Annotated in this window: 16 protein-coding genes; 3 read left to right on the forward strand and 13 right to left on the reverse strand. The window is 53.7% G+C overall.

Going from position 1 to position 26,440, the window contains the following annotated elements:
- Positions 1-20 precede the first annotated feature (20 nt).
- The 11 genes from J4772_RS08790 to J4772_RS08840 form a co-directional block, all read right to left on the reverse strand.
- Complete coding sequence (locus J4772_RS08790; RefSeq protein WP_116061698.1) at positions 21-917, reverse strand: carbohydrate ABC transporter permease; 897 nt, start codon at positions 915-917, stop codon at positions 21-23.
- A gap of 114 nt (positions 918-1,031) precedes the next feature.
- The gene (locus tag J4772_RS08795; RefSeq protein ID WP_209074930.1) at positions 1,032-2,507 is read right to left on the reverse strand and encodes an ABC transporter substrate-binding protein; all 1,476 of its coding nucleotides are present in this window, start codon (positions 2,505-2,507) and stop codon (positions 1,032-1,034) included.
- Between the two features lie 141 nt (positions 2,508-2,648).
- Positions 2,649-4,223 (reverse strand): response regulator transcription factor, encoded by a 1,575-nt coding sequence (locus J4772_RS08800; protein ID WP_209074931.1) that lies wholly within the window; start codon positions 4,221-4,223, stop codon positions 2,649-2,651.
- Positions 4,224-4,238: 15 nt separating this feature from the next.
- On the reverse strand, positions 4,239-6,017 hold the full coding sequence (locus J4772_RS08805) for a sensor histidine kinase (RefSeq protein WP_209074932.1): 1,779 nt from the start codon (positions 6,015-6,017) through the stop codon (positions 4,239-4,241).
- Positions 6,018-6,428: 411 nt separating this feature from the next.
- A complete protein-coding gene (locus J4772_RS08810) occupies positions 6,429-9,821 on the reverse strand; it encodes an S-layer homology domain-containing protein (RefSeq protein ID WP_209074933.1) in 3,393 nt (1,130 codons plus the stop codon).
- 36 nt (positions 9,822-9,857) lie between these two features.
- Positions 9,858-11,477 carry a hypothetical protein gene (locus J4772_RS08815; RefSeq protein ID WP_247741053.1) on the reverse strand — a complete coding sequence of 540 codons (1,620 nt, stop codon included), beginning with the start codon at positions 11,475-11,477 and terminating at the stop codon, positions 9,858-9,860.
- A 34-nt stretch (positions 11,478-11,511) separates the two neighbouring features.
- Entirely contained in the window at positions 11,512-13,326 is a 1,815-nt protein-coding gene (locus tag J4772_RS08820; RefSeq protein WP_209074934.1) for an extracellular solute-binding protein, read from the reverse strand.
- A 55-nt stretch (positions 13,327-13,381) separates the two neighbouring features.
- Entirely contained in the window at positions 13,382-14,278 is an 897-nt protein-coding gene (locus tag J4772_RS08825; RefSeq protein WP_209074935.1) for a carbohydrate ABC transporter permease, read from the reverse strand.
- Complete coding sequence (locus tag J4772_RS08830; protein WP_116061691.1) at positions 14,272-15,147, reverse strand: ABC transporter permease; 876 nt, start codon at positions 15,145-15,147, stop codon at positions 14,272-14,274. Before J4772_RS08830 ends, J4772_RS08825 begins: the two co-directional genes overlap by 7 nt.
- Before the next feature lie 210 nt (positions 15,148-15,357).
- The gene (locus tag J4772_RS08835; protein ID WP_209074936.1) at positions 15,358-16,974 is read right to left on the reverse strand and encodes a response regulator; all 1,617 of its coding nucleotides are present in this window, start codon (positions 16,972-16,974) and stop codon (positions 15,358-15,360) included.
- Between the two features lie 7 nt (positions 16,975-16,981).
- Positions 16,982-18,760 carry a sensor histidine kinase gene (locus J4772_RS08840; protein WP_209074937.1) on the reverse strand — a complete coding sequence of 593 codons (1,779 nt, stop codon included), beginning with the start codon at positions 18,758-18,760 and terminating at the stop codon, positions 16,982-16,984.
- Positions 18,761-18,943: 183 nt separating this feature from the next.
- On the opposite strand from J4772_RS08840, the gene J4772_RS08845 reads away from it, so the two are divergent.
- Both J4772_RS08845 and J4772_RS08850 read left to right on the forward strand, forming a co-directional pair.
- Positions 18,944-19,981, forward strand: coding sequence for a hypothetical protein (locus J4772_RS08845; protein WP_209074938.1), 1,038 nt, complete (start codon positions 18,944-18,946; stop codon positions 19,979-19,981).
- Positions 19,978-20,841, forward strand: a complete 864-nt coding sequence (locus J4772_RS08850) for a hypothetical protein (RefSeq protein WP_209074939.1) — start codon at positions 19,978-19,980, stop codon at positions 20,839-20,841. Before J4772_RS08845 ends, J4772_RS08850 begins: the two co-directional genes overlap by 4 nt.
- Before the next feature lie 289 nt (positions 20,842-21,130).
- On the opposite strand, the gene J4772_RS08855 is transcribed toward J4772_RS08850, so the two are convergent.
- A complete protein-coding gene (locus J4772_RS08855; protein WP_209074940.1) occupies positions 21,131-22,126 on the reverse strand; it encodes a Gfo/Idh/MocA family protein in 996 nt (331 codons plus the stop codon).
- 119 nt (positions 22,127-22,245) lie between these two features.
- Here J4772_RS08855 and J4772_RS08860 point away from each other — a divergent pair, with 119 nt between their 5' ends.
- A complete protein-coding gene (locus tag J4772_RS08860; RefSeq protein ID WP_209074941.1) occupies positions 22,246-23,049 on the forward strand; it encodes a Cof-type HAD-IIB family hydrolase in 804 nt (267 codons plus the stop codon).
- A gap of 51 nt (positions 23,050-23,100) precedes the next feature.
- On the opposite strand, the gene J4772_RS08865 is transcribed toward J4772_RS08860, so the two are convergent.
- Positions 23,101-26,157 (reverse strand): discoidin domain-containing protein, encoded by a 3,057-nt coding sequence (locus J4772_RS08865; RefSeq protein WP_209074942.1) that lies wholly within the window; start codon positions 26,155-26,157, stop codon positions 23,101-23,103.
- Between the last annotated feature and the right edge of the window lie 283 nt (positions 26,158-26,440).

A 26,440-nucleotide genomic window follows, 5' to 3' on the forward strand; every position in this document is an offset into this window, starting at 1 on the left:
ATGCCCCCTTCCGTTCAACTCTAGTCGCCGTCCGATTTGATCAGCTTGTTGGAAGCAAACGTCAGCGCCAGCATCATTATGAGCATCACAAAGCCGATTGTGGAGGCATAGCCGAAATCGTTGTGCGAGAAGCCCGATTGAAACATATAGAGACCGGGTACGAGCGTCTCGTTGCCCGGACCGCCGTTCGTCATAATCAGCGGTTTATAGAAAGCCTGCATGCCATGCAAAATGCCGAGGATAAAAATGAGCTTGAGCTGGCCCATAATCATCGGAATGTCGATAGACAAGATGCGCCGCCACGCACCGCATCCTTCCATCACGGACGCTTCGATCAGCGATCTCGGGATCGCTTGAAGAGCGGCGAATACGACGAGCAGGAAAATCGGATTAATAAACGGGAAGCCGGAGAAAATGACCGAGAACAAGGCGGTGTCCGAACCTCCCAGCCAGAGCTGCGGAGAAATGCCGAACAGCTCCACGATCACGTTCATCCCGCCGACGACCGGGTTGTACAAGAACACCCACACCAGAATGAGAATGACCGACGGAACCGTAATCGTGATGACGAACAGCGTCCGAAACACGTACTGAAGGCGCGCACTCTTCAAATGAAACAACAACTCGGCGATAAACAGCGGCATCAGGACGCCAATCGTGCAGTCGAACAGGATGAACCAAAGCGCGTTCGTCAACGACTTATAGAAAGTGGCATCCTTAAACAGCGCCACAAAATTGTCCAATCCGATGAAGATCGCCTCGTTGCCGCCTTTCCACTGGTAAAATGACATCTTGAGCGCCATGACGATCGGATAATAGCTGAAGACGCCCAGCAGAGCGATAAGCGGCAGTAAAAATAAATAGGCGTGCTTGTTGCGATAAATAGAGCGAAGCAGGTTTAAACCGTAAGTTGACATCGTTGGGCCCTCCCGTTCCTCGCGGCGCGGGGCCGGAACGCCTTAAAAGCAGCGCCGGCCGCGGAATCCGTTCCGCTGCCGGTCGCCTTGGCCGGTCCGATCCCGGACAGCCGTTTACTTGTTGCCGTAATTGTTGTCCTTAGACCAGCCCTTCTCCTGCTTGATCTTCTCCGCTTCTTCCTTCATGTTCTTATCGATAAGCTCGACAAGCTGATCCGTCGTAATATCGTTGAGAACATAGCGCTGAATTTGCTGCAGCACAAACTGCCGTGCGTTCGTGCCGAGAATCGCCTGCGAGTTCAGGTCGACCTGGTTTTGCGGTCTGTACTTCGGCAAGTAACGCTCCAGGTTTACGTTCGGTTCGATGCCGCTAGCCGTAGGCGTAATCCAATTCATGTCGGCAAGCTGAGTAGCGATCGCCGGAGACGTATAGAACATAATGAAGTCCATCACTTCGTCTTGAATGTTCTTCTTGATTGCCGACGGCATCACGACGAACGCATCGGCCAGGTCGCCGAACTCGGCGGGATCTTCATTGGACGTCGGAGCGATATCCTTCGTAATGACCGGAAATTCGAACGTATCCCAGTTAAAAGACGGCTTCATGTCGCTGGCAAACGGCTTGGCGTCAATATTGATCGTGAACGTGTGCGCGGCTTTGCCTTGCAGCCACATATCCCGCGCTTCCGCCATCGTCATCGCCATTGCGCCGGGCGCCCAGTAACTCGTGAACTGCTTGAACAGCTCGTACAGACCGCGTACCTCCGGCTTGTTGACATCGATAATGCCCTCGTCCACGGCTTTAACGTATTCGTTCTGCTCGTACTTGTTGTTTTTGTACAGCGAATCGATCTGACTCACGTATTGTTCCTGAGTCTGCTGCGCCGTAAATCTTGCGAACCAGTCCCACGCCGATGTCACCTTGAGGAAGCCGGAGAACGGCTCCGCCCCGATGTTGGCCTGACGAATCGCCTCGAAGTTGGCGATCATCTCCGGGAACGTTTTAGGCGCTTTAAGCCCAAGCTGATCGTAAATGTCTTTGTTATAAGCGATTTTCAACGTGACCATCGAAGTGGCGATATTGTTGAGCTTGCCGTTGCGCGTGGAGCGCATCAAGTTAAGATCGACTTCACGGAAGCTATCGCCCCATTTTTGGTTCGTATAAGGGCTTGTCTTCTCCAGGTACGGGTCCATCTCTAATACGTTGTAGCCTTTATCGTTGTATTTTGTGTAGGGAAGGTCGTAGCTGAAGTCCATAATGACTTCCGGCTCCTGATTTCCAGCGAGCTGGGCAGCCATCCAGACATCGAAATCCGCGTTGTTCTGAGCGACTTCCTCAAAGCTGATCGTGACATTCGGTTTGATTTTTTTGTACTCGGCAATGGCCAGATCCAAACCGGCTTTTTTGCCGGGACCGGCCCATGAAGCGATTTTGAAGGAGATTGGGGCGTCCCCGCCGCCGTTTGCCGCGGCCGGAGACGAGCTTTCTTTGGAGCCGGAGTCGCCGCTGCCTCCGCATCCGGCGAGCAGCGTTGCGAATAGACTGAGAAGAACCAGCAGGGTAACGATTGTTTTAGATGACGCTTTCATATCTGTTTTTCCCCTTCCGATGGATGAACTGACGACCGTATCCGGGTTCCGCCGAAGCGGTTGACCGCGAACTGGAATCGCTTACTTCAAAGTTAACCTCTCGGCGGGAAAATGATAATGCGGTAAACTTGTCTCGAATGTTTAATTTTTTGTCTTGCTTTTCTGATAGTCGCTTGGCGTCATTCCGGTATGCTTGCGGAATACTTGGCTGAAATACCGTTGATCTTCGTAGCCGACAAGACTTGCGATTTCATACACTTTGCTGGACGGATTGCTTAGCAGCTGGCAGGCTTTATCGATGCGGATTTGGGTCAGATAGTGCAGATACGTTTCCCCCGTCTTTTTTTTGAACACTTTACAGAAGTAGCTGGGGTCGATGAAAAACTTCTTGGAGATCACGTCCAGATCGATATTGTCCGCATAGTGCGTTCTCATGTACAAAATAATGTTGTCGAGCTGTTCTCCCCCGGTATGCTCGAAGCTTCTGTCGAAGTGCGCCCGAACGCGCTGTAAAATAGTTGCGAGCCAGTCGCATAGTCCTTCGAGCGTATCGTGCCGCCTCATTTTGTCCGAAGAAGAAACGTCCTCTCCAACGAGCTTGTCCACCGCAAGCCCCATTTCGCTCAGCGCCTTGCGGACTTCGTACAGCAGCTCCGAGCAGGTGCGATACACATCGTGAGAGGGCAGACTGCCGCTGCGGCGAATTTCCCGAAAAAAGTCGTCCAGCTCCGACAGAACGCCCGCTTCGTCGTTCTCGCTCACAGCCGCCAACAGCCTGCGAGCATGCTCCTGAGGTACCGGCGAGAATTCTCCGCTCTCTTCAGGAATCGTCCCATAGGCAATGATCGAGCCTCCGCCACGGAACATTTTGTGCTGCAGCGCGAGCTCCGCTTGCCTGTAGAGCTCCTTCAGTTCCGTCAAAGCTCCGGACTCCGACACGCCGAACGTCAGCGTCAGCCCTAGCCACTCCTTTACCTTGCCCGATATGTCCGCCAGCCCCTCCGTAACGTCCCGCTCCATGTCCCGCTCTCCGCCAAGCAGCATCGTCCCGATTGCGTCCCCGCGCGCCAGATGCAGCCGGATTCCCCTCTTTTCGAGAGCCGACGTCATGAACTCCTGCAGTTTGTCGTCGCCGAGCAGTTGCGCCTCGCCTTGCAGCAGCGCCACCTGATAGCGTTCGTCCGCTAGCCGAATGTTGTAATAAACGAGCCTTTCGTCTTCGATCGACGACGGAGAGATTTCCCCTGTCGCCAGTTCGCGGACAAGCTTCTCCCTTACGAAAGAGAAGCTAGCCGATACGGCAGACTGCAGGACATTCCAATCCTCCTTCGTTTTCGCGGTCCTTTCAATTTGCGTGCGAATTCCGCCCATGACGGCGATCAGTTCCTGCTCTTCCACCGGCTTGAGCAAGTAGTCGGATACTCGGCTCTTGAGCGCGCGTCTGGCATACTCGAATTCGTTAAATCCGGTCAATACGACAAAATGAGGCGAAAGCCCATCCCGAAGACAATCCTCGATCATCGCCAATCCGTCCTTGTACGGCATTTGGATGTCGGTCAGCACAACCTCCGGTTGAAGCTTGCGGATTGCCTCCATGCCCTCTTCGCCGTCCCTCGCGGTTCCGACAATGTTAAAACCCAGTTCCCCCCAATCGACGAACTGCTCCAAGCCTCTTACAATCATGGCGTCGTCATCCACAATAAGAACCGTATGCATAAAATACTCCCCCCGTTAAGTTCCGATCTGTCTTTTGCAAGGTATCCGTACGTTAACGCTCGTATAACTATGCTGCACGCTGTCGATTGAAAGCCCGTAAGGTTCGCCGAAATAGAGCCGCAGCCTGCGATGAACGTTGATTAAGCCGATATGGTCCTTGTCCGTGCTCGGATCGTCCAGACTGCGTTGAATTTCTTCTATGCGGTCCCGAGCGATGCCCGCCCCGTCGTCCCAAATCCGAATCCGTACATCGTCGCCGTCGTCGCCAGCCGTAATGGAGATCAGCCTCGCCCCCCGCCTTCGGTTGATGCCGTGCTCAATTGCGTTCTCCACCAGCGGCTGCAGCACCAGCTTCAATATCGCGATGTCCTGCAGAGAATCCGGAACCTCGATTCGAACGTCCAAACGATCCTCGTATCTTAGCTTTTGGAGCTTGATGTAGCTGATCAGGTACGACAGCTCGTCGGCCAACGTCGTGCGCTCCTTCTGGTCGGAAATAATATAGCGAAAAAGATGCCCCAGCGCCTTAATCATTTCCGCCGTGCCCGGGTCTTTGTTGACGATGGCCAGCATACGAACGGATTCAAGCGCATTATACAGAAAATGCGGCTTGATCTTGCTCTTCATGGCGTCGAATTCCGCTTCCCGCTTCATCAGCTCCACCTGATGAATGCGATTCTTCGTTTCGTTCAAATCGGCTACGAGCCGATAAAAGCCTTGACCGAGTCCGGCAATCTCATCCTGCCGCACGTGTACCGGGGTAGGCCAGAAGGAGAAGTCGCCGTTTGTAATCCGCTGCTTCACTTCCTTGGACAGCCTCTTAAGCGGCAGTGTCATTCGGTGCGCCAGTAGCGCCGCCAACAGAAACGCCCCGACGACGCATAAGCCGGTAGACAGCATAATGACACGCTTGATGCCTTGCTGCGTCTGCTGCGTCTCCTCAAACGGGGAGGAGACAATCAGATTCCAATCGCTGTTTGGCAGGGCGTCGTATACTGTCAGTCGGCTGCCCGTTCCAGGCTCGTACACGCCCGTCAAATCGAGCTGAACGCCGTCTGCCGCTTGAGCGAATGAACCGGAGGCAAGCGTTTGACCGACCGCTGCCTCGTCCGACCCCGAGATCATCCGTCCATTCCGGTCGGAGATCAGTATTTCCGAGCCGTTCGCGAGATTTACCGCCGAATTGATGCTGGAGAAATCGCGCTCGGAGAAGGCGATCAGTACAACGCCAAGAGGACGGAACGCTTCCTTCGCCTTGATGAACTGTTTGACCTTGCGGGCGACAAAAATATATTTTCCGTTATGGTCGTAGCTCCCCCAATACGGTTTGCCGTCCAGTCTGTCCACATCCTCCAGCCAATCCGTATCCTGGCCGGGCAGAAACGTATTGGCCCCCGCGTACGTTCTGTCTCCGGATGCGCTCACGATGGCGATTTCCTTGGCGCGAATGCCGTGAATTTTCAATTCATAGAATTGCTTCTCCAACAGGTTGGAGGCCGAGATTTTCTGCTGCACGTTGCCCGTCCAGTTTGTCTTCAGAATCGGATCGATGATCGCCGGATTGGTCATAATCAGCAACGCGGCGTCCGCCGCGCCTTCCATGAAGCTCGACAAGTTTTCCTTCGAGTGCTCCAGCGCCGTCTCCATCATATCCATGCCGTTGCGATGAATCATTTTGGAAAATTTATCGATCGTAAAAACGGAAATGATCGTGGTCGGAGTAATAATAAACACCAGCAGCAGAATCAGAATTTGCGAGCGAACGCTGCCGCCGATCATCCATCCTTTCATCATCGTTATGTCTCACCCCTGAGTTCGTAAGCGCTGTCATTAATCAGCCGTCGTTATTTCAGCAGTATAGCAGGATATTTCCCGTTCGGATACACTGGGTGAAAATGCGTGAGGGGAATTGCTGAGGCGGAAGGTACGTAGCTTATAAGTGTTGGAGGCAAGATGAGGCTGTCCCATAAGCAGAGCTGCTTGAGTTGATCGATAGACAAAGAAAGGGGTATGTACCTCCTGGAGACTGCCTCATACGCTCCTGAAACCACCTTATCACGGGTTTACCCATTCAGGTTTCAGGTGCGTATAGCATCGGAAGGAGGTACATACCCCTTGAACCTTTCTCATCGACTATCTTTCACAGCTACTTGAAGCACTCATGGGACAGCCACATTTTTTCCAACTATGCTATCATCATTAGCATTATCTTTCTTGCGCATCAAGCAATCTGATCATCGCCGTAACAGCCTCCGCGCGCGATACTGCTCCGCTCGGATTAAACCTGTTGTTCGGCTGTCCCTGCAAGATTCCGGCATCTCGGGCTGCAGCGATCGCGCCTTTGGCCCACTGCGGAATATCCGTATCGTCGGAGAAGCCTGAAGCGCCAGTCGCCTGAAACGGCAAATTCAGCGCGCGCGCCGCCAGTGATGCCATCTCCGCGCGGGTGATCACGTGATTCGGGCGGAACGTATTATCCTTAAAGCCGGTCACGATCCCGGCCTCAACCGCTTGCGCAATCGCGGCTTGCGCCCAGGCGCCGATGTCGTTGACATCCGCATAGGACAGCTTGGCGCCCTTGGTTTCCAGCTTTAACGCTCTCATCAGCATGGCGATGAATTCTGCCCGGGTGACAGAGCGATTGGGCTGAAACGTTCCGTCCGAATAGCCGTTGACGATTCCCCGTTCGATCGCTTGTTTGATCGAAGACGCCGCCCAATGATCGGCGATGTCCTTGAAGAATAATTCGGAAGGCTTCTCTTTCTCCTTCTCCTCTTTCTGTACGACCGGCGTCTTCGGACCGGACTCGGGAACGGTTGCCGGACCTGACGCGGGAGCCGTTCCCGAACCGGAACCCGGATTGTTCGGAGGCGCTTTGATCTGGCCGCTTGTTAGCGTCAGCAGCTTAAAGCCCGCGATCTTATTCGTCGCTTCGATCTCATAGACGCCGACATACGTTCCGGAAGTTACGCCGCCAATGTCCGTACCCGATACATAAGGATCGACTACCCCCGCCCCGGACGGAACGGCGTCGCCTGCGCCCGGCGTCGGCAGCAGGGTCGCAGAAGTTTTGACGACCACACGATTGCCGACAGAAGCGGCGGCGGTGACCTTCGTCGTCCCCGTCAAGCCTCCCGCCGAAGCCGTGGCGGCGACTTCCGGTGTAATGCCGATCGTGACGGCGGCCGTGTTCGAATCGGAATGGCCGTCGTTGACCTTAAATGTAAAGGAGTCGCTGCCTGCTGCCCCCGCTTGCGGAGTGTAAGTAAATGCGCCGGTCGCGGCATTCGTAATCGCGGCAACTCCTTTGACTCCGTTGTCTACGATGCTGTACGTCAATGATTCGTCTTCCGGATCGTCGGCGACAAGCGTGCCGCTGATCGCGCTATTTGCCAGAACCGTCAAGCTTTGCGGACTTGCGGTCGGCGCCAGGTTGACGGCTTCGGCGTCAACCGCATACAGCCGGCCTTCGCCCGGGGCAAAAGCTGCGGTCAAGCTTCCTGTCGTACGGTTGTAATTCGCCTGAACCTCCGCCCCGGTCGTCTTGGAAACTTCCATGACGGAGCCCGGTTTCGTGCTGAGCGTGAACGTCGACGTACGGGACGCCGCCATATCGCGATTGACCACCATCACGTACTGACGTTCGTTCTCATCCTTGAACGAGCTGATGACGAACGGTTCGTTCCAATCGTCCGGTTTCCAGAAGAAGGAGCCTGGAAGTACGGTCGTCGAGGGCGGGATCGCAGAGCCCGTATGATAAACTGCTTCGGACGTCAGCCGGTTCAACGTCGTTCCGAGGTTCAGCACCTCCGCGTTCAGATCTCTCGCCCAACCGTAAGAAGGATTCTGCGTGCCGTCGGGATTAATGATCGATCCGTTAAATCCCGGATAGATCGGATGCGAATACGTAAAATAGATCAGACCTTTGGAGCCGTATGCCAGATTCGTATACACGTTATAGCGCATATCGTTCTCGGATGGCGAACGAAGCCAATTGCCGATCCCGACGGATTGGACGAACGTCCAGAAGTCGACGGCGCCCGCTTTAGCCTGACGCCGAATGATTTCCAGGTTGTTGTAATACTCCTGAGAAAATCCGCCGTCGGCCAAAAACGGATAGTAATCGAACAACAAAACATCCGGCTCTGCTCTTACCCAACGGTACACATAGTCCTCGTAAGATAGTGCAGCAATATTTTGATTGATCGTAAACCAAAAATCGGAATCCATAGGCTGACCGTTGCTGTAAGCGTTTCCGCCATTGTACCAGTTATCCCCCGTTTGACTTCTCCAGACCCCGAGGAAGTTATCTCCGCCGCCATTATGCGTAAACTCCAAATAATACGTCGTATTCGGCTGCACCTCCGCATTCAGCAGGAACCGGGGTTGGCTATTCGTGCCGACAGCCGATTGATTAAGCGTCGTTTGCGAAATAAGCGTCGATTGGGCCGGGGAATCCCATAACTTTAACGTCACCTGTTCCCCCGACTGCCATTGATCCCACGGCACATACCATTGAACGCTGGAAATATTCGTCTCATGCGCGCCTGTCGTGAACGTTTGTCCGATCGGCGTAACCGAATTCAACACGCTTCCATCCAGATGCTCCATTAACCCAAGCATGCTTGAGGGCGCATCGCTAGGAAGCAAATTAACAAGCGACATGTGATCGGGGTCGAGTGTCTTCAGTCTCTTGATCATATAACCAAGGCGCGTAAAGAGCGCGGAGGGTGGCTCGTCGTACAAGTTATAGCCCATCAGAGCCGGATGATTCCAATAGTGCGAGACAATATCCTCAAGCGCCTCCTGCGCTGGCTCGCCGCCGTCGTTAAACACCGATTTGGAGAAAAGAACTTTGAACCATAGATCTTTACCGCTATCAGCCGTCTGATTGACATACGCTTCGCCGCCTGCGTATACATCGGATGCGCTAGCCGCCACGCCCACAGCAACCGCACTGTTGCTTGTCAGCTCCAAATAATACGCTTTGTCGGCCTCAATGCCTTGATGAATGCGAAATATCGAGGCATTGCCGTCGACAATACCGGGTCCGGTTATCGAATCGGAACCGATCAGCGTCGTCTTGGCCGGGCTGTCATACAGACTTAACGTTAATGTCGCGCTTTGCGGCCATTGCGTCTTGTCGATCTGCAGATCGACCGTGTTCAGCGACCATCCGGTGCCGGTATCGGGCGATTCGATGGTTTGCCCCCACGGGTTGGCGCTGTCTACGGATACCGCCGCATCGCCGACGGTTTGCGCGAGCACCGGTTCATACCAGCCGAGCTTCGTATCCGCAACCAGAATCTGCAAACCGTTCTGCGCCGCGAAGGTCAAAGCCCGATCGTTGACGTCGTACGTGTAGTGGCTGTTGCCGCCGACGATGAAGTTGACGTTCATCCCGGCGATTTCCGCATACGATTGCGCATTTACGCTTTCCGGAGGAGGCGGGTTGAAAATACCGATGTGAAAAGAATCGCTCCCACCGGTCGCCGATAACGAAGCTGAAGCAGAAGAAGGCGATGCGCCGAACGAGACCGTCGAAAACAAAAGCGTGAAAGCAAGCAGGGATGTGACAGGAAGCTTTATTTTTCGCATATACTCCTTATCTCTCCTTTAGAATCTCATTGATTCCTACCGTGCCAATATCCACTTCAATTCCCGATCGAGCGGACGGATCGCGATCGCGTTCGCCGGTTCATCGTTCTCCTGAGCTTCGGGGGAATCGAGCTTTCGGTCATACGCAAGCGAATATGCGCCTTCCATTCGTACGTCGTAGGATTGACCGAAAAATCGATAATGGATTCCATCCGCAGCAGCCTGCAAATCCGGCTGCTCGGCCGTGTCCCCCCACGCCATCCGAAGCCCCCAATTATCAAGCGCGCTGCGAAACGTAATGGCCGTTTCCGCGCAACGGATCGCAATGCTGCCGCCCCCCTCGAGGAGCAGTTCAACCTCGAGCTCTCCCGTCACGGTATCGTCTACTTTCAGCGAAACGACGGGGGCCGGTCTCGCATGTCCGGATGGATCGAATAGAATAGGCTCGATCCCCGTCCGGGTACGGAAATCGTTCCACCGTGCTCCGTCCATGACCGGCAGCGTGTCGTACCGGCAATCCTCCGTCGCGCATACGTCCCGCAAATACCGCTCCTCATACGTTTCGTCGAATAAATGAATGTCCCTGATGCGGAAATGCTCTTTTTCACGGAACAGATTGACCCGATAATTGCGATTGTAGTACCAGACCGATTGCCGCCCTTCGTTCTTCCAATCCTCGAGCGCGCATATCGCGGACGCAGGGGTGAGCGGATACCGGCTCTTAAACCATTCGCCCGATGCGGCCAGCGTTTCGACGACCAGTTCGCCTTCTTCTCGCTTTTGGGCAAGCAGGTCGATTTGATCGGTCAAGCCTGCGCCAATCCGCTCCCAGCCGAATGAATTTTCCTGACCGATCTGCGCATAGCCGAAGGACAACTGGGCGGGACGGAAGCTGACATCGAAAAACCAGCGTACCCAGGAAGGAAGGCCGCCTCCTCCCTCGTTCCCGGTATAGACGGGCTCCAGCGTCACGACGGTTTGGCCGTGTCCGTGATCCGCGGCATCGTATTGGTAGATCGGGTCGCTTCCGAGCATGCGGAATACCGGCACCGGAATTTGATTAGCCGCGGTCTGCGCAGGCATGAAACCGTTGAGACGGCTAGGATAATAGGCCTGGTTGTAATAACCGCCCCAAAGCGTATAGCCGTCCGTGCCCCATTGATCCTTGCAATTGCAGGAAGCGACGATGGCATAGCGATCGGCCAAATAACCGAGCAGATGAGCATCGATAAACCATGAGCCTACGGACTTCGGATATCGTCCGAACTTGGCTCGGAACTCTTCCATGAAGACGTCCGCAAGCCGCTCTCTCTCCTCGGGAGTGTAGCCGATTGAAAACCCGACATGGGCATGCCAATCCCACGCATATCTGCCTCTCCAGACCAAACCTGCCTTCTCGACTAACGGCTGTACGACCTCGAACCAGGCGCCGATTTCCTGCTTTTCATCCGTCTCCTGCTTCAGCAAAGCCACGAAATTGTCGTCGATCAGGGCGTCGTACTGGATCAGCCACGTCGCCGGCAACCCGTGCTTTCGCACGAGCGCCAGCTCTTCGCGCAGCGTCTCCAACAAATCGATATCCAGTCTCGGTTCTACTCCGCGAATAAAATTAACGATATTGACTCGGTTAGGCCATTCCTTGTTCAAGTAGGTCAAAATCAGCTCTCCAATGCATTCTTATAAATGGTTTTTAACGACCGATGACTTCCGGCTTGTCGCTGTATACGTTTCGAGGCAGCGTTCTTTTCACCTCGATCGAGATTTTTCCCGCCGGCGTTTCTTTGTAAGCCTTATACTGCTCGTTGAACTCGGCGATCGTTTCCTCGTCGTGCCCGCGAACCTTCATTTCGTTCAAGAACTGCTCGTAAGCGGATTCGAATTCATTCTCGTTTTTGGCGAGCAGCATTTTGGCGTAATATTGCATTCTGATATCGTTCTGTACCGGGCTATACTTCTCCACCTGGCCGCCTATGAGCGTCTTCGTCCGACTTACGGCCGGAATCAGGCCAAATGTTCCCTGCTCGTGATTCAACTCCTCGGCTTTGTACAGCATCGCGTTCGTAGCCGTCCAAGGCGGCTCCATCGTCGGAATATGCGTCTGCAGCGTGCTGCCGAGGTATTTCCACCAGAAGAAGCCTTTCTCGGTCACGTTGGTCATGCCTTCTCCGCCCCAGAAGTCCGGCCCTCTGAACACCGCATCGTTGACAACGACGACCCCGTCTTCCATTTTGTACGCGCCCATCGACTCCGGTCCGTATTCCATCAGGATGAACGCTTCCGGCGTTTGATGCCAGTCGAGCCCTTTCATGATCAGATCCGGATTTTTGGCCGTGCTGCTAATGCCGGTTCCCAATCCGCCGAAAGGACTGAAGTTGGCGTATTGCGCAGGTTTGATTCCTTCAATGGCGGGCAGATAAGCCGGAACGAACCAGCCCTCCGGAAACCCTTGCGCTTCCAGCGCTTTGTACGTGATCGAGTCCGCAATACCGTTATTTTTCAACGTGCTCGCATTCGGATTGTCCCAACCGTCGAAGAGCATCGAGCCGAATCGCAAGGAATTTCCCTTTTCAAGGAACAGATCTTTTTTGTGGAACGCGGTTTCCGGGTCCAACAGCCCGTTCAAATGAAGCTTATTCAGCCATTGAAAGCCTTGCTTGAAGCCCGGCATTTTGTAATCCGGCAGGGCCGAGCCGTCGGCCTGTTCGTTCCAGCCGGTTCCGCCGACGATCGTTCTTACGCCGAACATCGACATCACGACATTTAACCCCGCAAAATTTTCCCCGCCCAACGACAACGGGATAATCGAGCGCCCCTTCTCGTCCTTCGTGCCTTTAATCGCGTTCAAATATTGCTCGAAGCCTTCGACTGTCTTAATGTCGTCCACCTTCAGCCCGGATTTCTCAAGAAGGTCGTCTTGAATCCACAACCCCTGGGCGTTGCCTTGCCAGGCGGAAGGCTCGTCCAGAACCGGCTCATACCCCATTGGCACGAAGTAGATATGTCCGTCCGTTGCGCGCCAGTAATCGACCAGCCGCTTATCGATCTTCGCCAGATTCGGATATTCCGCCGCGTTGTCGAAGTACTTATCGAGCGGAAGCAGCTTCTGCTCCTTGATCAATCGCGACCACATCGCATTTTCGGCATCCAGAATAATCGCATCCGGGAACTCTCCGCTGACGAGCTTAAGATTGATTTGTTGGGCGATATCGCTGCCGTTGCCGATTTCGACTTTATCCCACCGGACGCCCGATTTTTCCATGATCATCTTCGTGATTTCGCCGTCCAGATTAATCGGCGTTGTCAATATCGGATTGTACAAAGTGAAGCCGTTAATCTCTTCCCCCGCCGGCGTCTTCGACGCGGATTCCGTTGCGGCTCCGCCGCTTGAAGTCGGGGATGGCGTGGAAGTCGCTTCATTGTCTTTATTGGTGCATCCTACAAATAAGGTCGCGCTCAAGGTCATTGCAAACGCCGTCTTACCCCACTTTTTCCATCTCTTGCTCATTTTCGTAGTGCCTCCCCATGGATGGTTTGTTCAAGTTTTTCTTTTGTCATTTCGTTCATTCCTTAACGGATCCGATTAGCACCCCCTTGACGAAATATCGCTGCAGAAACGGATATACGAGCAAGATCGGCAATGTCGTCAGCATAATCGTCGCCATCCGGACCGACTTCGTCGTCACTGCGGCAGGATTGTACATGCCGGCGTCTCTGGCCGCGCTCATCTGCCCGGCGCTGATCATATTGCTCGCTTCTACGGTGCTCATCACGCGTTGAAGATACGTAGGCAGAGGTTGCAGCTGGAGATCGCTCACGAAGAACGCCCCGGTAAACCAATCGTTCCAATGAAAGACGGCCGTGAACAAGCCTAGTGCCGCCAGCAACGGCATCGAGAACGGCAGGATGATGGCGAAATAAATTCGCGCGTACCCTGCGCCGTCGATTTTAACGGACTCGATCACGTTTTCCGGGATATTGTTCTGAAACGACGTTTTCATGACAAGCATATTCCATACGCTGAACAGGTTAGGAATGACGAACACCCAGAAGCTGTTGATGAGATCGAGCCGAATCAACTGAATGTAGAACGGGATAAGCCCCCCGTTAAACAGCATGATGAACAGAAAGACAATTGTCAGCTGCTTTCTTCCCGGGAGCTCCTTCCGGGACAGTGCGTAAGCGACCATGGAAGTAACGAGCAGAGAACCGATCGTGCCGATCGCCGTGCGGAGCACGCTGATTTTGAACGCATTTAATATGATTTCGTTTTGCAAAATGACGATGTAGTTGCCTATCGTAAAGCTTCTCGGCCACCAGTAAATGCCGCCCATCGCAGCGTCCGCGCCTTCGTTAAAGGAAAGAACCAGAATATACCACATCGGATAAGCGGACAAAAATGCGAACAGAATCATTAACAGCGAATTAAATACCGTAAACGTATTGAGTTTGGTTACCATATGCCCTCTCCGCCTATGCGTTTCGATATGAAATTGCTTAACACGAGCAGGAAGGTCGTCATAAAGCTCATGACAAGCCCGATTGCCGTCGTCATGGAATATTGGGCTTGACCGACCCCAAGCCGCAGCACATACGTATCGATCACTTCCGCCACGCCGATATTCGCGGGATTGATCATCGCGTAGATCTGATCCGCGCCGACGCTAAGCAGACTCGGAATCGATAAGATGAAGACGATCGTGATGATCGGAAAAATGCTCGGCAGCGTAATATAACGCATTTGCTTAAATCGTCCGGCGCCGTCCAGCTCCGCGGCTTCGTATAGAGCGGGGTTAATGCCGGCGATCGCCGCCAGGTACAGAATCGTTCCCCAACCGATTTCCTTCCACATGCTGCTTAGAATAAAGATCGGGCGGAACCAAGTCTCCGAACCCATAAAAGCGATCGGCTCGATTCCGAAGATCCCGAGCAGCGAATTCGCTCCTCCGCTGTCGATCGAGAAGAAGGCGTCCAGAAAACCGACAACGACGATCCAGGAAATGAAGTGCGGAAGGTAGCTCATCGATTGAACGAATCGCTTAAATGCGAAAGACCGAATTTCATTAATCAATAAGGCAAACAAGATCGTCGTCGGAAACACAAACAGCAGCCTCAGCATCGTCAACAGGAACGTATTGCCCATCGCTCTCCAAAAATCCGCGCTTGCCGTAAATTCCTCGAAGTTTTGCCATCCCACCCATGGGCTGCCCCAAATGCCTTCCCTGAAGTTGTAATCCCTGAACGCCATCTGCAAGCCTAGCATCGGAAGGTAGTTGAACATGACGACCAACGCAATCCCCGGAACGATAAACAAATATAAGGGGAGCATTCCCTTCCTCTTTATTGCAGAGAAACCCACAACATCACTCCAATCTTAGCTGTATAAATTAACTATAGAGAGTCGGGTAAGCGTTCTCAATCGTCCTATCGCACGATTACCGCTGCTCTCGCACGATCTTGACGAGATCCAAATAAAACAAGACCGCCAGGAGACGCAGCGTCTCCTAACGGTCATCTTTGCAAAGCATGCGCTTGGGCTTTATTCGTCATCGGCTGCGCCGACGAAGTTTCTGTACTCCTTCGGCGACAGCCCCGTGATCCGTTTGAACAGACCGGTGAAATACCCGATATTTTGATACCCTACGCTCTCCGCTACCTCGTAAAGCTTCAACTCGGAGTGGTGCAGCAATTGCTTCGCTTGGGCGATCCGGATGTGAATCAGCAGGTCGGTAAAGGATTGACCCAACTCCTCTCGCAATAACGCCCCCAAATAATTGGGACTGAGGAATACCGCGTCGGCAACCGAGCTAAGCGACAAATTTTCCTTGTAGCGGGCGTTCATCATATCCAGCGCCTTCCGGACAATGACCTGGGCATGGCTCAGCTTCTTGTCCGCGATATAATCGCAGAAACCCGTCAAAATCCGAATCGTCGTCTGCAGCAGCTCCATTTCATCCTCGCACTCGAGAAGCTCCCCCCATAGTTGCTTCTCCGAGCCCAGATGCTTGCCCGCGCCTCCGATTTCATCGGCGGTTCGGCTTGCTCTGCTCACCCATTCGAGGCACAAGCTCCTCATCTCCGAGCCTCGAATGCGGATGTCGCCAAGCAATCCCCTCATCAGGTCCCCAAGCGCACTCCGGCTGCCCAGGCTGTCCCCCGCTCCCATCCGTTCAAAAAAATCGTTGCTGCTCTCCTGCAAGCTTTTACCGGAATGTTCGGGCTGATCGATAAACTCGTGCCAAAAGAAGATTTGTTCCGTCCGCCCAAGCAGCCGTAAATTCACCGCTCTTCTCGCAAGCTGGTAGCTTTCGCTCAAGCCGACCAGCGATTCCGCAGGAGGGCCTACTCCGATGCAGATCGAGGATAGACCGGTTGTTCCCGCTTCGCTCTCGATCTCTTCCAGCAGCAAGGTCATCATCCGATCGCCAATAAGGGACTTCCCTTGTTTCACAAAGAGCACCAAATCTCCGCGAGGGGTCACTGTCGTCTCTTCGATATGCGAGGCGCAAGCTTTGTCTGCGCTCCTCCGGATTGCCGCTTGAGCGATTCGCGTCGCGGCTTCCTTCGTGTGCGAGGGATGCGGAATGAAATCGATCGAGACGATCGCGAGCGAACGCGGAACGGCGTCGGCGAACATTCCCAGTGAACGGGCACGCTCAGCCGCTTCGCTCTCGTGTAGAAGAAGACCGTGAATCAGCTCTTGCATGAGGTTCTCCCGAGCAATAAGCGCGAAAGACTTAAGCTGGTCCTTTACCCGAGCCTCCTCCTCTGTCTTCCTCATGTCGATCAGCCTCTCGCCGTGCATTTGCTCCAGGATTGCCGCCAATTTGCCAAAGTCGATCGGCTTGACGAGAAATGCGTCGACGCCGAGATCAAGCGCGGTTTTGGCATATTCGAATTGTTCATATCCCGTTACCATGATGATGCGCAGCTTCGGATTGAAGACCCTCATCCGGGATGAAAGCTCCAGCCCGCTCATCCCCAATAGCCTAATATCTGTGATCAGAAGATCGGGCGGGTCCAGCTCTGCGAGCGCGAGAGCTTCAGCGGCATCTTCCGCTTCGCCGGTAACTCTCATCTCGTAACGATTCCAATCCACATGGCGAATAATCGATTGTCTTTGTCTGATTTCGTCATCGACAACGAAAATTTTCATCTGTATATCAGCCCCGATCCAAAGATGTATTTAACGAAGATTGCCTGAGTTCGATTGTCTGCGGAATGACGATCCGTACGTTAGTGCCTCGGCCGATCGAGCTGTCGATCGTCATCCTGCAGGAGGGGCCAAAGTACCGCTTAAGACGTTCATTGACATTAAAAATACCGAAACCGCCGCCAGTTTCGCGCAAGCCGGAGCCGCCGCCCAACAGCAGCTCGTTCAATTGCTCCGACGACATGCCCTTGCCGTTGTCCATGACCTCAATGCACAGCTCATTCTCTCCCTGCAGCCGAGCGCGAATGCCGATTTTGCCCTTGCCGCCCGTGCTTTCGAAAGCATGCAGCAACGCGTTCTCAACAATCGGCTGCAGCGTAATCTTGATCATCTCGCAAGACAACGCCCGCTCCTCTACATCGAATTCAACCGCGATCCGTCCCGGATAACGCTGCTCGTGAATGTCCAAATAGGCTTGGACATGCTCCAGTTCTTCGCTTAACGGCAGAATATCGCCGCCTCGATTCAGCGCCAGCCGGAAAAACTTGGCCAACGCGTCCACCGTGCCGCTAATTTCGGACGAGTCGATATCCATCGCCATGCTTTTCACCAGCGCAAGCGTATTATACAAGAAATGCGGGTTAATCTGCGCCTGGAGAAGACGCAGCTTCTCCGTCTCCGTCGCGCTTCTTGCTGCCGCGATTTCTTTGACCGATTCCTCCAATTGCGTCGACATCCGATTAAATTCCGCCTCAACATCGGCGAGTTCATCCTTCCCGTGAACTTTCACCATTTGCCCCAGATCGCCGTCCCGCACTTTGCGCATGCTTCGAATTAGAGCGTTCAAGCGCTTCGTTAATCTCCCCCCGAAGCCGATGAGTACGACTAATGTAAGTCCGACGAACAAAATGCCGACCACGATCGCCGCGTTCTTGACGAGCCGTAACTTCTGCCAAAGCGATTCCTGGCTAACAACCGAAACGATTTTCCAACCCAGTCGATTCGTCTCAAAAACAATCAGGTTCATTTTGCCGTCAATTTTCGTTGCGTACCAGCCCCGCTTGTCGGCGAACGCCCTGTTCAGGTACTCCAATTCCTTGACGTTCTCGCCTGTTCGAACATCCCTGGCATCGATTAAAGCCCTTCCTTCGGCGTCAGCCACAACCATCCAACTGTCGCTGTATTCCAGCGGACTTGAGAGCTGGTCAAACAAAGCGCCGGCAGTCACTTCGATATCAATGATGCCGTATTTCTCGTTGCTCAAGTAGTCGACCAGCCATTTGCTGATATGAAACGTCGGGGGACCGCTTCGGCTAAAATGCCAATAAAACTGCCGTTCCTCCGCTTCCATATCAGGATACCATTCTTTTACAGAAGCCTTTTCTATGTTTAAAATCGTGCCTCCGTCCTCGTGCAAGGTCGGATTGGTTTTATAGAATTGAATGCGTTTCATCGGAAAATAAGCCTGAGTTCTGCTAACGAGCGAATTCATTTGCTGAAGGGCTGCGACCTCATCCTGCAATCTTTCATATTTCTGTGTAAGCGCTGCCGAGATTCTCGGATCGAACGCCATTTGCATCAAAATATTTTGATATCCGGTAATTCGGTATTGAATATTTTCATTGAATTGATAGACGACCTTCTCCAGCATTTCGCGATTTTCTTTTTGCACAAGCGGCAAACTCGTGGAAAATAAATAGAGCCCGATGACCAAAACCGGGATAATGAGAAAAAAAATAAACACCAGGATAAGCTTTTGGAGCAAACGCACTCTCTGCCAATACTTCATGAAGACGCCTCACCGACCTCTTGTGTGATCCGGTTTCGTTCAAGCAATACTTCTTTTATAGCTTGCGCTTCTATCCTTGTCAATTTCCGCGTATTCCTGAAGGCTAATTTCATTGCGAACCTTTTGTAAACCCGGAGCCAATATACTCCAAACAAATCTACTTGAAGGCCAGGGGGCTCGGCAATGAACACGTTGAAGGTTAACACTAGCGTACATATGCTTACCATGCTTATGGGAACATGGTTGGTAGTCGGTATTTTCGTTGACGGGTATGCGCACAATCATCGGGTTCCCGAATCTTTTTTTACGCCATGGCATGCCATTCTTTACAGCGGATTTGTGGCTTCGGCCTTATGGATCGTCGGGCTGATCTATGTGAACAAGAGGCGGCACGGGGGAACTTGGCGGCAAGCAATCCCCACAGGATATGGACTGGGCTTGATCGGCGTTGCGATTTTTCTTTTTGGCGGAATTGCCGATATGAGCTGGCACCTGATCTTTGGCATAGAGCAAGCACTGGACGCTCTCCTCAGCCCGTCCCATCTCCTGTTAATGCTGGGAACGCTATTGATTATTAGCAGCCCTTTTCGCTACGGTTGGGCGCTCTCTCCCGATCAACCCGGATGGCGCCACTTTTTCCCCATACTGCTTTCTATTGCTTTGACCGTAGGCGTCGTCAGTTTTTTCCTGATGTACTTATGGACGTTTCGCTACAATTTGCCCGCACCGGACGTCATCGAGTGGTATAGAAGCCGAACCGATCCCTTCTTCGGCATACGAGTAATCGAAGATTTGGAGATTCGCGGTCTTTCTTACATTCTATTGAACACCTTGCTGTTCATGTCGCCGGTATTCCTGCTGCTCAAGCGATGGCAAGTTCCTTTTGGCTCATTTACCTTCCTCTTTACATTTATTAGCGTACTTATGGGCGTTTTGGACGGATTCCAGCAGATTTTGGCTATTCCCGTCTCTCTTATGGGCGGACTGGCTGCAGATTTAATCTATGTCAAATGGCGACTAGGAGGGAGCTCGACGAGAGGTTATCGATTTTTGGCGATTGCTGTACCTGTGGCGCTGTGGGGCAGTTATTTTCTCAGTATGGCGTTGTCGGGCGGAATTGGATGGTCTCCGGAGTTATGGGTGGGCTCCATTGTTCAAGCTTCGCTTTTGTCCCTCGCGTTAAGCATTCTTGCTATCTCGCCTGCTCGGGGGAGTCAATGAATATTCTAAAAAGCACCCTAAAGATGGCGGCGTTCATAATCGGTTTAGCTCTGGTCGCGGGTTGCTCCGGAACCAAGTGGGACAATGTGGATAAGAGACCTCCTGCACGAGGTCTTCTGGCCATGGTCCAGCAAGATCAAATGACCAATATAACCGACAGAGGTTATCGCGTTATTGCGGCTGAATCTGACGGGAAGCCCTTAGGGGAAGGAGACGTCGACATTCGGTTGCTGGTGCTGGACTCTTCCGGTATCCCTGTGCAGAAGTTTACTGAAGATCGAACCAAGCTGATGCATCTGATCGTGGTAAGCAAGGATCTGGGTACGTTCATGCACGTTCATCCGGAATATGAGGGGGATGGCGTCTTTACAGTCCCAATTTCCTTCCCCCATGCCGGTCCTTATCTTCTAATTAGCGAATTTATACCCGAGCGTCAGGACATTACCGTTTATAAACAATGGATCACAGTAGCCGGTGAAATGCCGCCGAAGGTAGAAACGCTGCCCGATAACTCCTCTAGCAAAAGAATGGGCGATCTGAATATTTCTCTTTCCGCCAGCTCAGGTCTTGATCACATTATTGCCGGGGAAATGGTCATGCTCCTCTTCCAACTCTCCGATGCCGAAACTCTTCAGCCGGTTGGAAGGCTCGAACCCTATCTAGGAGCTTCTGGGCATAGCGTTATTCTGAACAGCACAGCTGACGTGTATGTTCACGTGCATGCCGCTGAAGAGATGAGCTCGGGAGGCAGCGTTATGTTTCACACTGTATTTCCCGAGGCGGGGATCTATAAGATTTGGGGGCAATTCCAGTATGAGGGTAAACTAACTACAGTTCCATTTGTTATACAAGTCCGGTAATACCGGGAAAAATGGAGCAAGGTTGGCTTGACGGACGCGATTACCGAGTGGGGACGAGGATACGAGGCTGTCTCGTAAGTAGGGACGTACAAGATTATCGATGAAAAAGAAGGGCATCTATCTCCTGTAGACTGCCTCATACGCTCCCGAAATCACCTTATCACGGGTTTCCCCATTCAGATTTCGGGAGCGTATAGCATCGGAAGGAGATAGATGCACCGCATAGGAATCATCGATAATCGTTCGGTACGGCTCTGTTTACTTACGAGACAGCCCCTTCTCCTTCTCCTTATCCCATCACAACCCGCTGACGTTGGCGAGCCGACGCTAAACAAGCGTCGATCAGCTTCATATTCTCAACGGCGTCCTGTGCGGAAAACAATGGAGCTTCCTCGCCCCAGACGACGCGGGCGAACTGGTCGGATTGCGCCACGTAGGCGTCCACGCCGTAAGGGCCTTCCGTGCGAGTTTCCCCGCCGACCTGTACGACAATCGAGTCGTTCTCCTTGTTCGGCAGGAACGACGGCTTCAGCACGATCGTCCCTTCCGTGCCGACGATCTCCAGCTCGTTGCGAAACGAAGCCCACATGCCGCAATCGAACGTCAGCGCCACACCGCCGGCAAATTCCACCAGACCGGACGCCATCATATCCACATTGTCGTGCTCCGGGGAAAACAGCGCATGCACCGTTACCGCCTCCGGCTCGGTCCCGACAATCCAGCGAGCCGCGCTGAGCGGATACACGCCGACGTCGTACAGACCACCGCCGCCCCATTCCTTCACCTGTCTAATGTCGGTTTTATTCGCGGCTCCGTTGTACGTGAATACGCCGCGAATCGCTCTGAGCGCACCAATCTCCCCGCTGGCGACGATTTCTTTCACCCGCGCGATTCGTGGATGATGCCGATACATGAAAGCTTCGGCCAGATGCACGCCCGCTTCCTTGCAGGAGTCGACCATCTCCTGCGCTTCCGCGGCGTTCATCGCAAGCGGCTTCTCGCACAGAATATGCTTGCCTGCCTTCGCCGCCGCAATCGTCCATTCCTTATGAAGATGATTCGGAAGCGGGATGTACACCGCATCGATATCCGGATCGGCCAGCAGCGCCTCGTAGCTGCCATAATGCTTCGGAATGCCGAATTCCTCCGCCTTCGCTTTGGCCTTCTCTTCGTTCCTGCTGGCCACGCCGACGAGCTCGCCCGTCTCGGAAGCCAGAACGGCCGGTATGACAGCGCGATCCGCGATTGCGGCGCAGCCGAGTATTCCCCAACGCAAACGTTTCATTGCCAATTCCCCTCTCCTCGCCGATGATCCCTATCATTATAGCATGCCGTCCTTCTTTTCGATTAAGCCGATTTGGGGTACAATGGGACGATACCAACGAGACAGAGAGGGAGAAAAGGATGCCATATCGCCTCATAGCCATGGATCTTGACGACACGCTGTTAACGGACGAGTTGACGGTGACGGAAGGAACCCGCCAAGCGATGAACGACGCCATTGCCCGGGGAGTCCATATCACCATTGCGACGGGAAGAATGTTCGATTCCGCGCAGAAGATCGCCCGTCAAGTCGGACTGAACGTTCCGATCATCACTTATCAAGGCTCGCTGATCAAAAACCTGCTGGACGAAGAGGTGCTCTACGAGCGCTCCATTCCGACAGAAGTCGCCCGCGAGCTGTATGAATATTGTTTGGCTAACGATCTGCATCTGCAAAGCTACATCGACGACAAGCTCTACGTTGCGGAAGACAACGACAAGATCAAAGGGTATGTCGCGCAATCGAAAATCCCTTATTTCGTAGAACCGGACTTCAAACGCATTATCGACCATCCGAAGCAAACGAAGCTGCTCATCATCGACGAACCCGCGAAGCTGGACGCCCTGATGCCCGAATTGAAAGCTCGTTTCGGCTCGCAGGTGCACCTGACCAAGTCCAAACCGAACTACCTGGAGTTCCTGCATCCGGAAGGCACCAAAGGTCACGCGCTGCGTTTCCTCGCCGCCCATTACGGCATCCCGATCGAGGAGACGATCGCCATGGGCGACGCGATGAACGACCACGAGATGGTCGAAGCGGCCGGTCTCGGCGTCGCAATGGCCAATGCCGTTCCGGCGTTGAAGGCGATCGCCGACTACGTCACGCTGTCCAACAACGAAGACGGCGCCAAACACGTCATCGAGAAATTCGTGTTGAACGCCTAACGTCAAACAAAGCGCTCCCCGCCTTAATCGGAGGGGAGCGCTTCGTTTCATTTATTGACCCGCTATCTCGACATCGTTGAAATAATACGTACCCGTCGGCGTCTCGCCGGAGGCGAATTTGACCGCTCCGATATCGGCCGTCGGCGTTTCCAGCGCCTGATGGCTTACCTTCAACGCGCCGTCGATGTACAAATCGTACGTATCCGTCGAAGTATCGATCAGCAGCAGCACATCGTACCACTGATTCGCGTTATAGCTCATGAAGGGCGACCAGTTCGTGCCATTGTTCGCATAAATATCCCCGCCGCCGTTGAACCCGATCTGCAGCAGCTCCGCGTCCGAAGAATCGTTGACGATCAGCGACTTCCAATTGGTTTTGTCGGCGATATTGATTCTCGCTCTGACGGCAACATTGCCGCTTGCCGGCGCGAAAGTCCGCACGCTCACGATGGCCCCGCTCCCTGTCTTGGCGACCCTCACGCTTTTATTCGCCGCGCTCGGCACATTTTCTACTGTAATCCCGGAACTGCTCACCCAGCCTGCAGGCGCCGTTCCCGCGCTTTGACTATTGAACGTCTCGGCCACAAGCGGCGGAACGGCCGTCACTTTGACGTCGTCGAAATAATACGTTCCCGTTGGCGTTTCTCCCGAAGCGAAGCTCACGCTTCCGACATCCGCCGTCTCCGATTCCAGCCGCCCGTTATGGACTTTGCGAATGCCGTCAATGTAGAGATCGTATCGGTCCGACACCGTGTTGACGACAGCACGGACATCGTACCATTGGTTCGTATTGTAGCCCATGAAAGGCGACCAGCTTGTGCCGTCATTAGCGTAGATATTGCCGCCGCTGTCAAAGCCCACTTGCAGCAATTCCGCCCCGGCGGAGCTGCTTACGACGAGCGATTTCCAGTTGGTCTTGTCCGCCATATTCATCTTGGCCTGTACCGTGACGACTCCGCTTGCGGGAGTGATTGCGCGGGAGGACACAATATCCCCGCTTCCGGTCTTGCTTACCCGCACGCTTTTGTTCGTTGCGTTCGGCACGTTCTCGACCGTAATACCCGGGCTGCTTACCCAACCGCTCGGCGCCGCGCCCGCGGTTTGACTATTAAACGAATCGTCCAGCAGAGCGTCGGAAGGAGAAAAAACGACGTCGGTTACGTTCCCCTGAATACCGATGTTCCCGTTTATCGCATTCGTTGCGAACGTCCCGGCTCTCTTGTAATCGGTAATCCGAACGTTGCTCACATAAGACGCGCTTCCCGCGCCTTTGATCATAGATTGCATCTCGCCCGATCCGTAGTAATCGACGTTTTTCATCTCGACGTTTCGTATGCTCGCCCCGTTGCCTTCTCCGGGGAATCTCTCGTCCGTACGGAATTGGAAGATCATCGATTCGCTGGGGTTGCGGAACGTCTCGATCCGAATGTCCTCGAACAGCACGTCTCTGATCTCGTTGCCTCCGTTCGGCCATAGCTTCAGAACCCCGTTGAATTTGTTCAAATCGTATACGCCTTGCTGCGCAAGCACGTCTAGGTTCTGAACGGTAATATCCGAAATATCGGCATTGACGGCGGTCCCTAAGCCGATCAGCACGATATGGGCGTCGTCTCCCCACAGCACGCTGTTGCGGAACGTGTTATGCGCCCCCGCAGCATAGTGATACATGACCAGATTGTCGTCGTTCGTCCGGATGAAGACGCCTTCGACGAGGCCGTAGCTGCTTCCGCTCATATGAATGCCGTCGGCATTGATCGTACTGCCGAAAATGTTCACGTTCTTAACGACAGGCCGGGTCGAGAAGTTCATCACGATCGTCCACATCGGGGAATCCAGCACCGTAATTCCCTCGATGCGATTGTCCGTTCCGGTGACAAGCCAGATCGCTCCCGCCCGACTCTCCGCCAGCGTGGTCGGGTAGTGCGTCAATTCGCCCGCATCCAGAATCCCTCTTCCGGTAATCGATACGTTGCTGACTCCGTCCCCCATGAAGGAACCTTTCACTACGGAGCCTGCTTCGATATAAACCTTGTAATCGTCCTGCGAGAGGAAGAAGGATTCCCCGGCATGCCAGTTGCCGTACTCCGCGCTTGATCTCCACACCGTAGCCGGATTGCCGTCCGCCATGCGCTCATAACCCGGCATAGCTCCGGCGATCGCTTTGTTTAGAGCGACGTTCGTCGTGCTTCCGACAGCATATAGCGACAGCTCGCTTGCGAACGAGCTTAGAAAATCGCGCCCCGTTCCATTATTGCCCGTCAGCATCAGTCGAACATATCTGGCGCTCTTCGCCGGGAACGTTCGCTCGATGGTCGTTCCGGCCTCCGCGTTGCCCGTGCCGTCGTAGGTCGGCGCATAGTCGTCCGCTTCGTTTATCTTCGTCTCAACAACGAACTTGAGCGGATTCACCGTCGCCGACGCCCCGGCTCCCGTTCCCTGACCTAATACAAGCTTATTTAGAGAATAGACGGCGCCCAAGTCGAATTCGACCCACATACCCCGGGGAAGATGATGCACGCCCGGCTTAAAATAATACGTGTCCTTGCCCGTCGGCAGCCGCAGCGGAATTTCGTCCCCCTGTTCGATGACGAATACGTTGGAAGCCGTATCCGAGACGGCGTTCGTCTCGATCGGGTTCGTTACGATATGCAGGACGTCCTCCTCCCAGTCGCCGTTAATCCTCAGCGCGAGCTTGCGCGGCGACGACTCGTTCTGGGTCATGGAGAAAACCAGCGTATTGCCGGTTTGGACGGGCGTTATCCCGTAGGAGGTCGGCCTCAAGTCGTAGTCCGTAAGCGTGCCCGCGGCATACGTCACTTTGACGTCAACCGTTCCGTTAAAGTCGAAGCTCACCATCGAGGAGGGAGAAAGCGAGCCGTCCTGATGCCCGACGTTGACATTGTATTCGAACAAATCCGTCCACGCCGTATCCCCCGACTTGCGCACTTGAACCTCGAATGTGGAATTGGTCGGCGTTCCCCCGGGCGGATTCCATACCTTGAGCTCGTTGCTCCCCGAAGCCTCCGCCGCACCAACGAATCCGATTCCCGTAATCAAGCCTACGCTCATGCACAGCACGACCAGAACCTTGAACCAACGCATCGACATCTCGTTTCCCCTCTTCCTCGTCTCGTTAATAGGTCATTCTTCGATGTTGTACGCTCCTGAAATCCGATTAGGTAAACCCATTACAAGATTTCAGGAGCGTATGAGGCAGTCTATGGGCTAATTAGGATCAATCCTTGATTTTTGGCTGCTTTGTACGGTTTACCCTACAAACGTCCGCCGTTTAAGCCTAGGCCGAGTTGCTTTGTACGGTTTTCCATACAAGCCCACCGTTTAAGCCTGGTTCGAGCTGCTTTGTACGACTTTCCTATAAACGTCCCTGCGT

Source organism: Cohnella sp. LGH (assembly GCF_017671885.1).
Lineage (GTDB): Bacteria > Bacillota > Bacilli > Paenibacillales > Paenibacillaceae > Cohnella > Cohnella phaseoli.

Bases quoted from the DNA above. Each gene is read 5' to 3' on its own strand.
- J4772_RS08850 (WP_209074939.1), top strand. From the start codon at position 19,978: ATGAATATTCTAAAAAGCACCCTAAAGATGGCGGCGTTCATAATCGGT.
- J4772_RS08825 (WP_209074935.1), bottom strand. From the start codon at position 14,278: ATGGTAACCAAACTCAATACGTTTACGGTATTTAATTCGCTGTTAATG.
- J4772_RS08835 (WP_209074936.1), bottom strand. From the start codon at position 16,974: ATGAAAATTTTCGTTGTCGATGACGAAATCAGACAAAGACAATCGATT.
- J4772_RS08795 (WP_209074930.1), bottom strand. From the start codon at position 2,507: ATGAAAGCGTCATCTAAAACAATCGTTACCCTGCTGGTTCTTCTCAGT.
- J4772_RS08855 (WP_209074940.1), bottom strand. From the start codon at position 22,126: ATGAAACGTTTGCGTTGGGGAATACTCGGCTGCGCCGCAATCGCGGAT.
- J4772_RS08820 (WP_209074934.1), bottom strand. From the start codon at position 13,326: ATGAGCAAGAGATGGAAAAAGTGGGGTAAGACGGCGTTTGCAATGACC.
- J4772_RS08830 (WP_116061691.1), bottom strand. From the start codon at position 15,147: ATGCTCCCCTTATATTTGTTTATCGTTCCGGGGATTGCGTTGGTCGTC.
- J4772_RS08865 (WP_209074942.1), bottom strand. From the start codon at position 26,157: ATGTCGATGCGTTGGTTCAAGGTTCTGGTCGTGCTGTGCATGAGCGTA.
- J4772_RS08840 (WP_209074937.1), bottom strand. From the start codon at position 18,760: ATGAAGTATTGGCAGAGAGTGCGTTTGCTCCAAAAGCTTATCCTGGTG.
- J4772_RS08845 (WP_209074938.1), top strand. From the start codon at position 18,944: ATGAACACGTTGAAGGTTAACACTAGCGTACATATGCTTACCATGCTT.
- J4772_RS08810 (WP_209074933.1), bottom strand. From the start codon at position 9,821: ATGCGAAAAATAAAGCTTCCTGTCACATCCCTGCTTGCTTTCACGCTT.
- J4772_RS08800 (WP_209074931.1), bottom strand. From the start codon at position 4,223: ATGCATACGGTTCTTATTGTGGATGACGACGCCATGATTGTAAGAGGC.
- J4772_RS08860 (WP_209074941.1), top strand. From the start codon at position 22,246: ATGCCATATCGCCTCATAGCCATGGATCTTGACGACACGCTGTTAACG.
- J4772_RS08790 (WP_116061698.1), bottom strand. From the start codon at position 917: ATGTCAACTTACGGTTTAAACCTGCTTCGCTCTATTTATCGCAACAAG.
- J4772_RS08805 (WP_209074932.1), bottom strand. From the start codon at position 6,017: ATGATGAAAGGATGGATGATCGGCGGCAGCGTTCGCTCGCAAATTCTG.